The sequence below is a fragment of the Dysgonomonas reticulitermitis genome (assembly GCF_054601275.1).
Genome location: NZ_BAAHWU010000004.1, coordinates 155,178 through 173,492 on the forward strand (window position 1 = coordinate 155,178; position 18,315 = coordinate 173,492).

9 protein-coding genes are annotated in these 18,315 nt (G+C 41.1%); all 9 read left to right on the forward strand.

Going from position 1 to position 18,315, the window contains the following annotated elements; translation table 11 throughout:
* Window positions 1–8 precede the first annotated feature (8 nt).
* The 9 genes from ACYPZI_RS03765 to ACYPZI_RS03805 all read left to right on the forward strand — a co-directional run bounded on the left by ACYPZI_RS03765 (window position 9) and on the right by ACYPZI_RS03805 (window position 17,838).
* On the forward strand, window positions 9–1,703 hold the full coding sequence (locus tag ACYPZI_RS03765) for a RagB/SusD family nutrient uptake outer membrane protein (RefSeq protein WP_459598743.1): 1,695 nt from the start codon (window positions 9–11) through the stop codon (window positions 1,701–1,703).
* A 33-nt stretch (window positions 1,704–1,736) separates the two neighbouring features.
* Entirely contained in the window at window positions 1,737–3,020 is a 1,284-nt protein-coding gene (locus ACYPZI_RS03770) for a DUF4995 domain-containing protein (RefSeq protein WP_459598745.1), read from the forward strand.
* 18 nt (window positions 3,021–3,038) lie between these two features.
* Entirely contained in the window at window positions 3,039–5,579 is a 2,541-nt protein-coding gene (locus ACYPZI_RS03775; protein ID WP_459598747.1) for a DUF4962 domain-containing protein, read from the forward strand.
* Between the two features lie 44 nt (window positions 5,580–5,623).
* The gene (locus tag ACYPZI_RS03780) at window positions 5,624–6,790 is read left to right on the forward strand and encodes a heparin lyase I family protein (RefSeq protein ID WP_459598749.1); all 1,167 of its coding nucleotides are present in this window, start codon (window positions 5,624–5,626) and stop codon (window positions 6,788–6,790) included.
* Between the two features lie 142 nt (window positions 6,791–6,932).
* A complete protein-coding gene (locus ACYPZI_RS03785) occupies window positions 6,933–11,003 on the forward strand; it encodes a hybrid sensor histidine kinase/response regulator transcription factor (RefSeq protein ID WP_459598751.1) in 4,071 nt (1,356 codons plus the stop codon).
* 170 nt (window positions 11,004–11,173) lie between these two features.
* On the forward strand, window positions 11,174–13,123 hold the full coding sequence (hepC, locus tag ACYPZI_RS03790; RefSeq protein WP_459598753.1) for a heparin-sulfate lyase HepC: 1,950 nt from the start codon (window positions 11,174–11,176) through the stop codon (window positions 13,121–13,123).
* On the forward strand, window positions 13,120–14,520 hold the full coding sequence (locus tag ACYPZI_RS03795; RefSeq protein WP_459598755.1) for a sulfatase family protein: 1,401 nt from the start codon (window positions 13,120–13,122) through the stop codon (window positions 14,518–14,520). The genes hepC and ACYPZI_RS03795 overlap by 4 nt, the downstream gene beginning before the upstream one ends.
* A 7-nt stretch (window positions 14,521–14,527) precedes the next feature.
* Entirely contained in the window at window positions 14,528–16,084 is a 1,557-nt protein-coding gene (locus tag ACYPZI_RS03800) for a sulfatase family protein (protein ID WP_459598757.1), read from the forward strand.
* Window positions 16,085–16,203: 119 nt separating this feature from the next.
* Window positions 16,204–17,838 (forward strand): CehA/McbA family metallohydrolase domain-containing protein, encoded by a 1,635-nt coding sequence (locus ACYPZI_RS03805; RefSeq protein WP_459598759.1) that lies wholly within the window; start codon window positions 16,204–16,206, stop codon window positions 17,836–17,838.
* Window positions 17,839–18,315: the final 477 nt, after the last annotated feature.

Here is an 18,315-nt window from a genome sequence, read left to right on the forward strand (position 1 = left end):
AAGAACAAATGAAAAAGATAATATATTATATACTCATTCCGGCAATGTTAATGCTAAATGCCGCTTGTTCAGACTTGCTGGATGAAGAATCAAAAACAGACATAGACAAAGGTAAGTATATGCTCAATGCCTCCGAAGCAGAAACCGTATTACTTGGAGTTTATCGTAATATGGTGACTGATGCCATGTACGGATATCATATGTCTATATTATTCACTATGGGCACGGATATTTCGCAAGTGGAAGGTAGTACCAATGAGAATTTCCGCATCATTCCCACGAACTCGTTTTCAGCCAACCAGGCTGAGATACAAAACACCTGGGCTACATTGTATAATTCTATATATAACGCAAACGATTTTATAGAAGAGATACAGCGCAAAATGGTAAACTACACGGATGCCGACAAGAGCCTCGCCACTATTTACATTGCCGAAGTACGGGGATTACGGGCATTATACAATTTCGAATTGGTACGCAGATACGGGTACATCGCGTTGATGACCAGTAAAGCCATGTCTAACCAGCATCCTTCTTTCTTTGTGCAGGAAGATCCTGTAAAAGTCTATGAGTTTATCGAACAGGACTTATTATATGCTATTGAGAATCTCCCATATGCAATAGATGACTCTTCGCGAAAAAACAGCAGCTTCCGTCTTTCAAAAGGCTCTGCGATCGGGCTTCTTGCCAAAGTATACGCTACTTGGGCCGGTTATCCCATAAAGGATGAATCTAAATGGGAAAAAGCTGCTAAAACAGCACAGATTCTGATAGAATCGGGAAAGCATGACTTGTTGGATGATTATGAGCAACTGTGGAAAAACTCAGGAGCAGGGGTTTGGAACTCTAAAGAGAGCCTGATTGAAGTATCTTTCTATTCTCCCACTACTACAGGAGCAGCAACAGACCCTGTGGGCCGTATAGGAAAATGGAATGGGGTGAAAGCAACAGCAATCGCCGGAGAGCGGGGAAGTAATGCCGGAAATGTAAAAGTAGTGCATACTTTTGTTCTCGACTGGAGGAACTATGAAGGAGACAAGCGCAGGGACATCGCCGTTGCTAATTACAGATATGAACCCCAAAAAACACTTTGGGTAAAAGGCGCAAGCGATACGGAAGATATTGCCGTTGCCAATGATGCAGATCCTCTAAAAAAACAGAAAGAAAAGCAAAATTACACTCCGGGTAAATGGGATACCGAAAAATATGTACCTCAAAGCAACAAGCTCATTAACAACGACAAATCGAATGTAAACTGGTATATACTCCGCTACGCCGATGTGTTGCTGATATATGCAGAAGCCCTCAATGAATGGAAGAAAAGTCCTACAGCAGAAGCATATACCGCAGTAAATATGGTTCGCCGCCGCGGATATGGTTTGCCAACAAATACAACCAGTAGTGTGGCCGATCTTCCAAGCGGACTGAATGAAGACGGATTCCGACAAGCTATACACAAAGAGCGGGCATTTGAACTGGCTTTTGAAGGGCACAGAAGACTCGACCTTGTACGTTGGGGCATCTATTATGAAACTGTAAAGGAAACGGCTGGAGCATTGGGTACCTGGTGGGATTCTTCAGGTTCTCCGAATTATGCCGTTACAAAGCCGGGATATACAACAAAAGGTAAGCACGAACTATTCCCTATACCACAGCGGGATATGGACTTGATGACCCAGTTTAAACAAAACCTTGGATGGTAATAATATTAATGAGATATAAGTACTAAAGTAAAGATGAATAACTTGAAAACAAGACTAGCTATTTGTATTTGCCTGCTGGCAATGGTATCGTGCAACAACAAATCGAAGGAAGATTATAGTTGGATAAAGAAAAGTATTGATGTATCAGTCGCTCAGTTGGATATGACTGCCAGAGAAATCGCCGATTCAGCAAAAATACCCCGTTCCATATGGGCAGGATATGATGCCGAGTTCCTATGTAAACAATTAGAGAAAGACTATTCGGCATTTAAAGATTCGTTATATCTCAATCCGAACAGCAATAGAATTGGAGAGAGAAGATTAGCCGACGTTTACGACTGGACAAGTGGATTCTTTCCTGGCAGTTTATGGTATGCATACCACATTACAGGGGATAATTCGATGAAGGAGCAAGCGACCGGATTTACCAATCTGCTATATCCTGTCAGCAATTACACTAAAACCCACGATCTTGGTTTTATGATCAATTGCAGTTACGGAAATGCAGAGCGTTTTGCCCCTAACGATACGATTGCCTCTGTACTTATCCGCACGGCTGATAACCTTATTTCAAGATTCGATCCCACTATAGGAGCGATTCGTTCCTGGGATTTCGGAACGTGGAATTTCCCCGTTATCATAGACAATATGATGAATCTGGATTTACTATTCTATGTATCCCATCTTACAAGTGATAACAGGTACAAGGATATTGCCATGATCCATGCAAATAAAACAATGGCAAACCATTTCCGTCCCGATTATTCTTCATACCATGTAATAAGTTACAATAACGACGGTACAGTAGAGCGCAGGCAGACGTATCAGGGAAAAAACGATGAATCTTCATGGTCCCGCGGACAAGCCTGGGCCGTATATGGCTATGTTTCATGTTATAGGGAAACTAAGGATAAAGCCTATCTGGACCAGGCAATCAATATAGCGAAGTTAATAATGAACAGAGTTAAAACGGCTGATCTTATTCCGTTATGGGATTACGACGCACCCGATACACCGGAAACTCCCCGCGATGCATCTGCCGCATCTATCACGGCTTCCGCGTTCATCGAGCTAAGTACTATGGTTGAGGATGGTAGTAAATATTTCGATTATGCCGAAAAGATTCTTAAAAGCCTCTCCGGTGATAATTACCTTGCTGCTATAGGATCCAATCAGGGCTTTATATTAAAACACTCGACAGGTTCATTACCAAATGGCTCGGAGATAGACGTCCCTCTAAATTATGCTGATTATTATTTTCTCGAAGGTCTGGACAGATATATGAAACTGAAGAATATAGAATACAAAGATTTATAATAAGATAAAAATCCGTATATGTCAGCAAAATATCTCGTTACAGTTTTTTTCTCAGTCTTCCTGTTTTCTTCTTTATTTGCTCAAAATACAGATATAGAAAAACAGCCCGGCCAGAAGGCGCTTTACTTGCGTTATCGTGAGTGGGCGGCTCCTGCGGGTGGGAAGGTAGTGAATATGAATCCTCCGGCTTTGCTCTGGCCTGCAACCAAAGGTAAGATATACAAGGTAAGACTGTCACAGGATAAGACGTTCCCCAAAGAAAACACAATAGAAAGTAACGAGATACAATGGGCAATGTACAGTACTCACAGAAAGGTTAATGTTGGTAAATGGTATTGGCAGTATGGTGCTGTTACATCAGGCGGTGTAGAATGGTCTGACGTATACGATTTTGAGGTACAGGAGAATATACCGGAGTTTGAGACTCCTTCCATCGAAAATTTTCTAACGGATTGCAGTCTTTCCCACCCCCGGTTATACGTATCTCCATCGGAACAGAGCGACTTCAAAGAGAGGAACAGAAATAATCCGGAGGCTGAAAATATTATAAAAAAGGCTGAAAGGCAACTAAAAGCCCCCTTACCGGAAGAAGTACCTACACGCCCGCGTGACACAACCGATATGACCGTATCGCAGAAAAATGTTATGATGACTTTTATGTATCACCGTTTTGGCGATAAGGTAAAAGAGCCTGTTAAGAATCTCGCGATGGCGTATCTGCTGACAGGAGATAAAAAATATGCGGAAACAGCATTAAAACAAGCTTTGCATCTAGCAAAAATGAATCCGGAAGGATATGCTACGCGGGAAGATTTCAATTCGGCAAGTGTCATGCTGGCTATGGCCGTAGCATATGATGTCGCATATGATATGGCGACACCCGAAGAAAAGCAAACACTTCTGAAAGCTATCAGTATACGGGGAAATAAATTCTTCAACAAATATGTCAATGAGTTTGAAACACACTCGATGGATAATCACGTGTGGCAACATACATTGCGCCGGTTGTGTTTCACAGCTATTGCCACATTGAACGACCTGCCCGAAGCACAGCAATGGCTATCCTATTGCTACGAAGTCTGGTGTTGCCGGTTTCCCATACTGGGAGGACACGACGGTGGATGGCATGACGGGACAAGCTATTTTCAGGTCAACTTTGAAACATTCATCTATATGCCGTTCATGTTTAAACGGTTTACCGGTACCGACTTTTTTGATATACCTTATTATCGTAACCTTTCCAAATTCCTTATCTACTCTTATCCGAAGGACTCTTATTCCACTGGATTCGGAGATAATGCCGAAAACCAGAACAAACCGGGAAAAAGTTACTGGGGATTTGCAGATGCACTGGCACGTGAGCTACATGATCCTTATGCTCTGTGGTATGCGGACGAGATAAACGAAGGACAAAAAGAAATAGTAAATGAAAGCGCCAATTTTGCCTTTTACAGGTTAATGACCAAAAATGGATATGGAGATATAGCTCCGTGTTCGCCGGAACACTTACCTCAAAGCTTATTATTCAGAGATGCCGGTTTCGCGTTGATGCATAACGATGTAACCAATACGCCCAATGATGTGATGATTTCCTTCATGGATCTTCCCTTCGGATCGACAGGTCATGCACATGCTGCACATAACAGTTTTGGAATCAATGTGGGAGGGAAGCAAATGTTTGGAGGATCGGGACATTACAGCAACTTCACAGATAAGCATACACTGATGCATTACCGCACCCGGGGGCATAATACCATTCTGGCAGATGGCATGGCACAGGTAATAGGAGAAAACGGCTATGGCTGGATAGCCCGTTTCAGGGATACCCCTGCGTTCACCTACGTCTTGGGAGATGCCTGTCATGCTTATGGCCCGATGACTACTCCTTTCTGGATAGACAGGATGAAACAATTTGAGGTAAAATATACAAAACAAAACGGGTTCGGAGATCCGGGAATTACCCGTTTCCGCAGGCATTTTATATTTCTCAGGCCGAATATTATTGTTATATACGATGAATTGAAAGCAAAAAGACCTGTTGAATGGACGTGGCTGCTACATTCCTATAATAAAATGGAGAAAGGAGACAAAGAGAATGTAATTTGGGGACAAAATGAAGTCGCCGACAGCAGAGTCGATGTCTTTTGTCAACGACCGTCAAGAAGTTACATAACCGATGAATTCTTCTCTCCTGCAATTAACTGGAAAAACCGGGGAGGGGCTGATAATGGCCAGCCATATGAGTATGTTAAACACTGGCATCTGGAATTTTCGACATTAGATAAATCCGAATCAAACAGATTTCTGACAATAATCCAATTGGATAAAAAAGGAACGTCTAAAAAAATCGGTTCACCTAAATCCGGACAGAACGGGCTGTGGAAAGTCAACGGATGGATTATAGAAGCTGAGATGGACGGGCAAAAAAAACCTTCCCTGAAAATAAAAAATGGAAAAGGAGATGCGGTAGAATATATAAATCAGGGTAAAACTATCATTCGTGAAAAAGGTAAAATAATAGATCAACTGACAGACGAATTGCCTGATATTGTAAAATAATGTTCATACCTTTATTGTTTAAGTCAATATCATAATCACATACCATGTTTAGAATAATTGTAGCTATCTTATTCTTGCTTACCTGCCAACTTGTTTCCCCCCAGAATAAAGAGTTGATCACAATTGCCGAACGGGTAAATGTACAAGCCGATACCGCCCGGGCAGACCAGATTATAAACAATGAATGGGTAGCAGTGGGAACTAAAAAGAAACATGCTATCAGTTACGATTATACACTGCCATTTAATGGAAAACCATCATTCCGCTTCGAACTGAAAGAAAGCGACAACACCCTCGCCGGATATAGTGAAGGAGAAACAAAAGGGAGAGCCGAATTATCTTATTGTTACGCTACAGCGCAAGACTTTAAAGGGTTTACGGAAGATGTATTTCTGAATGCAGGGAAGATGAAAACTGTATATCACTACGGCAAAGGTATTTGTGAGCAAGGCAGTTATTGGAGGTATACATTTTCGATATTTGTGCCTTCAGCATTACAGAGAGATGTTTCCACAATTTTCGCCCAATGGCACGGCATGCCTGACCGAACATTGGTTTCCACACCTGAAGGAATAGTGAAAAAACTTACGGTCGCCGAATTCCTCGAGTTATACGACCAGATGATATTCAGGAAGAATATTGCCCACGATATAGTAAAAACAGTGAACAAAGATGGCTCGACAAGCTATAAAGCCGGCAAGCCTAATGGTTGGCTGATAGAGCAAGGTGGATATCCCCCGCTGGCATTTGGTTTTTCAAACGGCTACTTTTACATCAAGGCCAATTCTGACCGGAAATGGTTGACTGATAAATCCGACCGCTGTAATGCCAGTCCGGCTAAAGCCAACATTATGCAGCCATTGACATCGGAATACAAAGCCTCTACCATTGCATACAAGATGTCCTTCGATGATTTTCCAAAAGATCGCTGGATCACTTTTATAGTAGATATTGAATGGACTAAATACGGTGGTGAGTCTGAAGAAATAAAAGTTCCCGGAAAATTGGACGTTAAAATGTCCTACAATCAGGATAATCAACTTATAACCAAACATCTGGTAAAAAACGAAACAATACTTATAGGGCGAAATGACGACGATGGCTATTATTTCAAATTTGGCATCTACAGAGTAGAGAATAGCACTATTCCTGTTTGCTACAATCTAGCAGGATACAAGGAGGAAAAGTTAAATATTCCGATAAATAATTAAAAGCCTGTACTGTTATTTTTATTGAATGTATCTTTATATCTAATATCAATAAATACAGCGAGTTGTATCGTATTTACATAGATAAAAACCTGTACGATTATAATAAGCACGGATCGCACATAATATAACCGGGACAAGAAAAATGACAAAAAGAAAACTATCTGTTCTTTTACTTCTTTTGATAGTATTAACAGGAAATGCCTATACAAATAAACGAACTCCACCCATCAAATTTTCGTCATTATCTGTAGAAAACGGGTTATCGCAAAGTACTGTATTTGACATTATACAAGATAAAAAAGGATTTCTCTGGATAGCGACAGCCGATGGACTCAACAGATACGACGGATATACATTCACTGTATACAGGCACGAAAATAACAATCCGAATTCCATCCAGTCCGACTTTACCCGTAGCCTCTTCATCAACGAAGGGGGGCAACTATGGATAGGAACCGATGCCGGAATCGCATTGTACGATGCAAAAAAAGATATATTCAGCACGTATCCATATAAGGCGCAGATAAACAGTATTATACAGTCATCTGCTTCAGATTTGTATCTGGCTACGAGCGAAGGGCTGTTATCTTATAATATCGAACAAAAAACGTATAGGGTACTTTCTCCGAAAGGTGCATTATGCGAAAATTTCCATATACTGGCCAAATATACTGACCTTGTACTGATAGGAACAGACAGAGGCTTGTACATGATGAATCCTAAAGACGAAAACATCGTCTTATACAGAAAAGAATTAGCCGGAAAAAACATAATAGATATTTGTACAGGACTAAAGGGAATATGGATAGCCACCGAAGGAGACGGGCTATATTATATATCAAACTACGGAAACCTGAAGAATTACAGGAACGACAAAAACAAACCGAACAGTATTTCTTCCGACTTTGTCCGTAGCCTGTGCTTCGACAATCAGCAACGATTGTGGGTAGGGACGTTTACCGGACTCAACATTTACGATGAAGTTGAAGATACATTCAGCCGCTATTACAGTAATGAAATTGAGAGAAGGTCTATTAACCAGAATTCAGTTCGTGCCTTATGTGTTGATAATCAGGGAGCAATGTGGCTTGGCACATTCTATGGTGGATTGAATTATCATCATTCACTGCAAAACCAGTTTGAAAGGATATATCATATTCCTCATATGAATTCCCTGAGTGATAATGTTGTCAGTTGTATAGTAGAAGACAGTCCTTCTGAGCTATGGATCGGCACGAACGACAATGGATTGAATCTGTATAATCTGTCGACAAAAAAATTCACCTATTATACAAAGAATGCGAACGGCAATAATGCGATCTTGTCGAACAATATAAAAGCTGTTCTGGTAGATGGTGATTTTGTTTATATAGGTTCACATGGCGGAGGAATGGGCAAGCTGGATAAAAGGACTAACAGAATAAGAAACTATACAAATCAGAACAGTGCAGTAGGGAGCGACAATGTCTACTCTTTGTCGAAAGACACACGCGGAAATGTCTGGATAGGAACTCTCGAAGGATTGACCATTTATAACCCTCAGAACGACACATTCTCGGCATTCGATTCTTTTTTGCAAGAAAACAAAAACAATAAAGAACTTCTGAAGAAGCTGAATAAATCGCATATATATGTACTGTATCTCGACAGCAAACAGCAAATGTGGCTTGGTACGGAAAACGGAGTATATACATACTCATTCCTTACTAAGGATATAAAAGAATATAACACAGGGATTACAGACCACCCCATTACCAAAAACCGTATATACTGTATTGCCGAAGACCGCCAGAACAGAGTCTGGATAGGCACAAATCTTGGACTAAACCAGTTTGACAACATTTCGCAGAGTTTCAAAACCATCACTACCGCCGATGGATTGCCTAACAATAATATATATGGGATATTACAAGATAGTTTTGACAGGCTCTGGCTTAGTACAAACTGCGGATTAGCATGTTACAACCCCAAGAATGGAGAAATAAGAACATATACAATGCTGGACGGATTGCAAGGCGAACAATTCAATAATTACGCCTATTGCAAAACATCATTAGGTGAAATGTTTTTTGGAGGAATAAATGGTATAACTGCTTTCTCTCCCGAACACCTGACAGATAATCCGTTCACCCCGCCAGTAATAATTACCCAGCTGTTATTGTTTAACAAACCGGTTATACCCGGAGATAATACCGACATCCTGTCTGAAGATATAAGTGAGACAAAAAAAATTACCCTGAAACCCAATCAGGCCTCACTTGGATTGTTGTTTACCGTACCCAATTATTTATCAGCCCAGCACAATACTTTTGCCTATAGGCTCGATGGTTTCGACAGCGACTGGAACTATACGGACGATAGGCGCATGATTTCCTATTCCAATCTGGAACACGGGAAATATACCTTTTATGTAAAAGCGGCAAACAATGCCGGCAAATGGAATAATGAGCCGACCATACTGGAAATCGAAATCCTTCCTTACTGGTGGGAAACCATTTGGGCCAAAATATTATTTATCCTGATAGGGCTTACAGCCCTGTTCTTCTCATTCAAGTTTTTCTATAACCGTCAATTACTGAAAAACCAGTTGGCGCTAGAGCGTTTAGAAAAAGAGAAAATAGAAGAAGTGAATCAGATGAAGCTACGTTTCTTTATCAACATATCGCACGAATTCAGGACTCCGCTTACCCTGATTGTTTCGCCATTGCAGGAAATACAAAGCATGACAAACGACAAGCGGATATTAAATCAGGTGAAAACAATACAGCGGAATTCTAATAAACTGTTATACCTTGTCAATCAACTGATGGATTACAGGCGTGCCGAACTGGGAGTATTTGAATTGAAGGTCGTAGAACAAAACCTTTTACCGCAAGTAGAAAATTCCATGAACTTGTTTGAACGCCTTTCTAAACAAAAAAATATAGACTTCATATTAGAAGATGAACTAAGGAACAAACCTGTTTTGTACGACCCTCATTATCTCGACCTTATCCTGTCCAATTTATTATCCAATGCGTTTAAATTCACACCGGATAACGGATCGATTATTATCAACCTGAAATTTGCCGATAACAACTTTGTCCTGTCTGTAAAAGATACCGGAATAGGTATATCCCCTGAGTATCAGGCACGGATATTCGAGCGTTTTTACCAAATAAATTCCGATAATATCGGCACGGGAATCGGGCTTTCTTTAGTAAAACGTCTTGTAGATTTGCACCATGGGCATATTACAGTAGAAAGTGTACCGGGAAAAAGTTCTGAATTCACCGTCTTTTTTCCTCAAAATAAAGAACTTTATTCGCAAAATGAACTATCAGATATCCATAAGGACGATGTGCTCAAAAACACTTTCAGAGACGATGTAGATATTGTGCGTCTCCTGAAAGAAAATGATCGGGAAGTTGATTTACATGAAGAAATAAGCGAGAATAAGCCATCTCTGCTGATAATAGAAGACGATCCCGATGTCAGAAATTACCTCGTTGACAGCTTCCGTCCATCGGCTAATGTACTCGTTGTCCCCGATGGCGAAGAAGGGCTGAAACTGATCAAGGAGAATAAAATCGATCTTGTTATAACTGACCTCATGTTGCCGGGTATCGACGGACTGAAGGTATGTAAAAGTATCAAACAGAATATACGTACCAGCCATATTCCCGTCATTATGCTTACGGCAAAGACTAACCAGCAGGACCAGATGGAAGGGCTGTCTGTAGGTGCCGACGATTATGTATACAAACCGTTCAATATCTCTATATTGAAAATGAAAGTGCATAATATGATTAAATCCAGGGTACGTACGCTCGAACATTATTCCAATTCGCTGGATGTTGACCCACAAATGATTACATTCAATGAAATGGATAAGGGCTTTCTGGAAAAAGCCAAATCGATAGTTGAACAAAACCTTGATAATATAGATTTTTCCGTCGATGATTTTTGTGTTCAAATGGCAATGAGCCGCTCAAACCTTCATCTGAAAATGAAAGCAATAACAGGCGAATCAACTATCGAATTCATTAAGAAGATAAGGTTCAGTCACGCCTGTAATCTACTGAAAGAAGGACGGTATTCCATCGCCGAAATCAGCATGATGGTCGGTTTTAATACACCTTCATATTTTACTTCCAGCTTTAAGAAGTATTTTGGAATATTGCCTACGGAATATGTGAAAGACATAAAAAAACCGATGAATAAACAATATTAATCTTTTTTGAGATAAAATTAATATCTGCTGGCACTGTATTCCTATATTATAAAACATATATGAAAGTCCATCCGGTATATATTGTGTAATATTGCTATGCTGAATAATCCCATTCCTGCCGTGAAGGGATAATATCTGCAATATGAATTTATACCTAAAATTAAAAATATATGAAAAAACTGTCTCTTATTCTCCTCCTTATTTTCATTACTTGTTTTTCAAAAGCTCAGGAACTAAATAAGGAAGTATTTAATGTCGTTAACCTCAATTATCCCGGACTGGAAACAGTCAAAGACTTGCATAATAAAGGAAAAGATAAAGAAGCCCTTTCAGCTTTATTAGATTATTATCATAACCGCAAAGGGATCAACCATCCGGATATCGATCTTGACAAAGTGAAAATCTCGAAAGAAGAGCAGAAATGGGCTGACGATGGCCTCAAACATGTTTTTTTTGTACACAAAGGATACCAGCCTTCTTTCTTCTACGGCGACGATATCGACTGGAAATACTGGCCCGTAAAGGACAATGAACTGCGCTGGCAATTGCACCGCACCAAATGGTGGCAACCGATGGGCAAAGCCTATTACCTGTCGAAAGACGAAAAATATGCTGAGGAATGGATACATCAGTATATGGACTGGATAAAGAAAAATCCATTGACGGATGGAAAAACAGATGAAAATGTAATATATGCGTGGCGTCCGCTCGAAGTAAGTCATCGTTTGCAGGATCAGACAATCCAGTTCCTCCTGTTTCTCAATTCGCCCGGCTTCACCCCGGAATTTCTTTCCGAATTTCTTGTTAATTATAACAAACATGCCGAACATATCCTCAATAATTATTCCGGCCAGGGAAATCATCTTTTGTTCGAAGCCCAACGCGAACTGTATGCAGGCGTACTTTTTCCCGAAATGAAGAATGCGGCTGTATGGAGAAAAAGCGGAATAGATATCCTTAACCGTGAAATTAAACTACAGGTGTATGAAGATGGCATGCAATACGAGCTTGACCCTCATTACCATCTGGCGGCAATCAATATTTTTGCCAAAGCCATCAGCATTGCCGATGCCAACGGATTCAGGAATGAATTTCCTCAGTCTTATCTCGACACAGTGGAAAAAATGATTATGGTAGTGTTCAACACATATTTTCCTGATTATACCAACCCTATGTTCAGCGATGCCAAACTCGACGATAAAAAATCCATGATCATAAACTATAAGGCCTGGGCAAAGATATTCCCGGCTAATAAGGCTATAAGGTATATGGCATCTGATCGTAAAAAAGGAACGACTCCCGATAATCTGTCCATCGCTTTCAGGCCTTCAGGCTTTTATGTTTTCCGCAATGGCTGGACAGAAGATGCAACCCAAATGACACTCAAAGCCGGTCCTCCTGCCTTCTGGCATTGCCAGCCGGATAACGGAACTTTCGAATTGTATATTAAAGGACGCAATTTCTTCCCCGATGCAGGAAGTTTTGTATATGGCGGGGATAAAGAAGTATTGGAAGAGCGCGATTGGTTTCGTCAGACAATGGTGCATAAGACATTAACATTGAATAATGCAAATCTGGATAGCACAGATACCAAATGCCTGTTGTGGCAACCAAATCCGGATTTAGACAAGCTGGTTCTTGAAAATCCTGGTTATAAAGGGCTTACGCACCGACGTTCGGTATTTTTTGTCGGTCAGAAGTTTTTCGTAATAGTAGATGAAGCCTATGGCGATACGACAGGAGATGTAGCCATACATTATCAAATGTGCGAAGGAAAAATCAACATAATAAAAGAACAACTATCTGCGGCAACGGAATTCGACGATAAAAACAATGTGCTGGTACAATGTTTTCCTGCACAACAGACAAAAATGACAGAAGAGGAAGGATGGGTATCATACGCATATCGCCATAAGGCTAAACGCGAAGCATATGCATTTGTTTCCGCCAAACAGGATAACAACCCTGTCCGCTTCATTACTGTCATAATGCCTATAGAATCACAAAAATCGGCACCCCGTATAAAAGCCTCATTCGAAAATGAAAAATTCGATAATAAAGGACTGAAAATAAAAGTAGAAGTAGACAAAAAGAAATATAATCTGAATTATACTCTATGAAAAAAAACAACCTGGCCATTGCTTCGTCCCTGTTGGCCGGGGGGCTGGGCATCATGTCTGCACAACCGGCCCATGCTTTGTCTTACAAAAAGCAGGCAAAAGATAAGCCGGACATTATACTGATCGTTACCGATCAGCAAACCGCATCAGCTATGAGTTGCGCAGGTAATCCCGATGTGAATACTCCCGGAATGGATATGCTGGCACAGGATGGTATCCGCTTTAGCCGTTCTTATGTTACATATCCGCTTAGCGGTCCCTCACGAGCAAGTCTGATAACAGGGCGCATGCCCGTCGAAATAGGAGTGAAGGATAATGGCGGCAGCATTCCGGAGAGGGATATGCAGAATAGCCTGGGCTTTGTCATATCACAGTCAGGATACGATTGTTTGTATGCCGGCAAGTGGCATGCCCCCGACGAAGTGAATATACCCGAAACCGGAACAGGGTTTAAAAAAATTTGCGAGATGAACGATCCTGCACTGGTAGACAGTTGTATACCATATATTGAAAAAAAGAGAGAAAAACCGCTGTTTCTGATAGCTTCTTTTCTAAATCCCCATGAGATATGTGAGTATGCCCGCGACGAAGCATTACACTATGGTCGTTTGCCTAAACCCGATATATCCGAATGTCCTCCGTTACCTTATAATGCGGTGATTCCCGCCTATTATCCGGAAGCTATAACTTTGCACCGGCAGTGGGTTCCCAAGTCTTACCCCACCGGATTATACTCCGATAACGATTGGCGGTACTACTTATATGCTTATTACCGTCTTGTGGAAAGGGTAGATAAGGAAATTGTCAGGCTTATTGATGAATTGAAAAAGAATGGTTTATACGAAAACAGCCTTATCCTCTTTGTAAGCGACCACGGCGATGGGGCAGCAGCCCACAGGGGAAACCAGAAACGGGTATTGCAGGAAGAAATTATCAAAGTGCCGTTTATTATAAAACCACCCAATGGAAAAACGAAAGGAATGGTGAATGATGATGCCCTCGTTAGTATCAATCTGGATATTTACCAGACAATTTGTGATTATGCCGGAGCCGGAGAAAATAAGGAACTGCGAGGCAAGAGCCTGCGCCACCTGATTGATGGCGATACCAATATCCATCACGATGAAATTTACGTAGAGACAATGCTGGATGGTATTGACACCAGAGGCTGGAGCGTTGTGTGCAAGGACTTTAAATACACGCTTTACCGGTATTATAAGAATAAAGAGCAACTCTCCGACCTCACAAAAGACCCTTGTGAAATGCAAAATCTGGCTGTAGATAAGAGATATGATGAAACACTTCTGGCTATGCGTAAAAAACTTTACGATTGGGGGATAAAGATGAATGACAAGATGTTAACCAGATTGCTGAAAAATGAACTGGACAATAAATAATCTATTTATGAAACCATATAATCCATTTCTTTTATTTGTTCCCTTAGCTTTTGTCGCCTGTAAAGAAAAACCACAGGAACAAAAAAAGCCGAATATCTTGTTCATAATGACGGACGACCATACGACACAGGCGATTAGCGTATATGGTGGAAAACTTGTTGAGACTCCGAATATCGATCGCATTGCCAATGAAGGAATCCGTTTCGATAACTGCTACGCTACAAATGCATTATCCGGTCCTTCACGGGCATGCATACTGACCGGAAAATTCGGTCATATAAACGGATTTACCGATAATGCCAAAACTTTTGACGGTAGCCAGGAGACTTTCCCTATGTTATTACAACAAAACGGGTATCAGACAGCTATCATCGGCAAGTGGCATTTGATTTCCGAACCGCGAGGTTTCGATTTCTGGAGTATCCTCTCAGGACAACACGAACAAGGCGATTATTACAATCCGGATTTTATAGAGAACGGGCAGTCCATTCAGGAACAAGGATATGTAACCGATATAATTACTGACAAGGCGATTCATTATATCAAAGACAGGGATACTTCCAAGCCTTTTGTTTTGATGGTACATCATAAGGCGCCACACCGCAACTGGATGCCGGCGGAAAGACATTTGGGTGTTTTTAACGATTCTGTATTTTCCGAACCAGATAATCTTTTCGACGATTATAAAACCCGTAGCGTGGCTCCTAAAGAACAAGATATGTCGATTGCCAAAACTTTGACGAATTATTGGGATCTGAAATTGGGCACTGCGAAAGAACTAGAAAAAGAAGATTTTCCGGATAAGCGTTTCAAAGCTGTATATGACCGTATGCCGCAGTCGGCAAAGGATAAATGGAATAAAGTGTATGCCGGAAGGATAGCGGAGTACCGTAGCCGGAATATGACAGGCAAGGAACTTACCTGTTGGAAATACCAGCAATATATGCGCGACTATCTGGCGACTACCTTAGCGGTAGATGAAAGCATTGGCAGAATATTGAAATACTTGGAAGAAATAGGAGAGCTGGATAATACAATCATAATTTACACATCCGATCAGGGATTCTTCTTAGGCGAACACGGTTTTTTCGATAAGCGTTTCATGTACGAAGAATGTCAGCGAATGCCTCTCGTCATGCGCTATCCTAAAATAATAGAAGCAGGAAGCGCTACTTCGGCAATGAGCATGAATGTGGATTTTGCGCCTACGTTTCTTGAGATTGCAGGTGTCGGCATCCCTTCAGGGATACAAGGCAAGTCGCTATTACCTGTTTTGTCACATAGGGGACAGGCGCCAGAGGACTGGAGAAAATCGGTTTACTATCATTATTTTGAATATCCCGCCGAACATAGTGTGAAAAGGCATTATGGAATACGGACAGACAGGTATAAATTAATCCATTTCTACAACGATATAGACGAATGGGAGATGTATGACCTGCAAAACGATCCGAAAGAGATGAACAATCTCTATGGACAGGCCGAGTATGCGGAACTGCAACAGGAACTAACGGATATTCTGATCCATAACCGTAAATTATATAAAGACAACATCAGCCAATAGCCGATAACTCATTGGATTAATTGGTGGTAAGTAAATAAAACATATAAAATGCATAAAGTTTGTCAGCTTTTAAAGTTGATGTACCCCAATAACAATAAAAAATTAATACCAATATAATTATGAACAGACGTAGATTCATAGGAAGTGCAGGGATTACCCTGGCAGGAATAGCCGCTGGAGGTAGTGTTTTACAAAATACAGCAAAAGCGATGTCCAATAAGAATTTCAGACAAACCTTAGCTAATGATAGTAAACTAAAAGTATATTGGGGCGACATTCATAACCATTGTAACCTTACTTATGGTCATGGTGGAATGCAGGAAGCCTTCGAAGCAGCCAGACAGCAACTGGATTTTGTGTCAGTTACCCCGCATGCCATGTGGCCAGATATTCCGGGAAAGAACGACCTGCGCCTCGAATGGGTTATTGAATATCACGAAAGTGCATTCCGCCGTTTGCGTGCCGGAGGATGGGATAAATATGTGAAAATGACCAATGATTATAATAAGGAAAGGGAGTTCCTTACATTCCTCACATACGAATGCCACAGTATGGAACATGGAGATCATGTGGTATTGAATTACGACCTGAATGCTCCACTGGTAGAATGTACTTCTGTGGAAGACCTTAAACAGAAACTGAAAGAGACGAAGACCTTCATCACTCCGCATCACATGGGGTACCAGGAAGGGTATAGAGGGTATAATTGGAAACATTTTTCGGAAGGAGACCAAACTCCTTTTGTGGAAATGTATTCACGTCACGGATTAGCAGAAAGTGATCTTGGAGATTATCCTTATCTGCATGATATGGGACCCCGTCACTGGGAAGGAACTATTATGTACGGACTGAATCAGGGACACAAATTCGGAATAATGGGCTCTACCGACCAGCATGCAGGTTATCCGGGCAGTTATGGTGACGGCCGTATCGGGATATTGGCTACTGAACTGACACGGGAGGCCATCTGGAATGCTCTTAAGAACAGGAAAGTCTGTTGTGCCACAGGCGACAAGATAATAATTGATTTCCGTATCAATGATGCGACGATGGGAGATGTAATCAGAGGAAACAAACGCCATATCTACTTAAATGTGATAGGAGAAAGTGCGATTGACTACATTGATATCGTAAAAAACGGACAAACAATTGGGCGTATCAGCGGACCACTTATTCCGTTAATGCCGTCAGAGGATATGGTGAGGGCTAAGGTTAAGTTCGAATTCGGATGGAACCGTTTTGACGAACCTGTGAAATGGGAAGGAACTATCAAAGTAAGCGAAGGCACAGTAAACGAAGTTACTCCTTGTTTTAGGGGAGCACCTTATACAGCCCCGATGAAAGGCATCAAAGAAAGCCCGACATTGGTTAACCGCATACTTCAGAAAAATGAAAAAGGTGTGCAACTGGAAATGTATTCAACCAAAAACCCAAATACCACCACTGCATCTACCCAGGCAGTAATAATGGATATAACGATGCCAAAATGGGGTAAACTGATGCTCGACTTCAACGGTCAGCGTCTTGAATACACACTCAATGAGTTGTTTGTAGGTACAAAAACCCATTTTATGAATGGATGGCTGAGCGAAGCTATCCAGTCCCACAGGGCAATTCCCGTCTCGGCATTTGTATTTGAACATTTTATGACAGATGATAAGCCTGAAAAAGATACGGATTACTATTATATCCGGGTTCGGCAAAGAGATAACCAATGGGCGTGGAGTTCTCCTATCTGGGTAGAGAAAGCCTGATAAAACTTATAACCAAATTGAGAGGCAGAAAAAACAAGTCTGTAACAATTATGTTAATTTGTTTTTAGGATAAGATGAAGACGGCTCTGGTATCGTCTTCATCTTTTTGGTAAAAGTTTATCTATGTATATAGTTGTTAGCCGTTAGCTCTTAGAAGTATTGAAAAAGCCCTCTCAATCCTCCACGGAGAACTTACGTTACACAAATACCAGATAAAGTATATGTCAGGTCGATGCAACCGATAGGACTGCGATCTTCCTTCCTGTTGTCGATCCGCTTGATCCGGCAAGACAGAAACCTATTGCGTTCGAGGCAGGCTGCCAGTATACTTTTACGCTGGACATCAAGGGTTCAGATGTAATTGTGCTTGGGGCTGAGGTTGCCAACCTGAACGATGCCTTTAGTACTGATCTTCCTGTTGTAAGTATCACCCCGGATCCGGATCCTGCTCTTGATGGTTGCATCAGGAAATAAAAA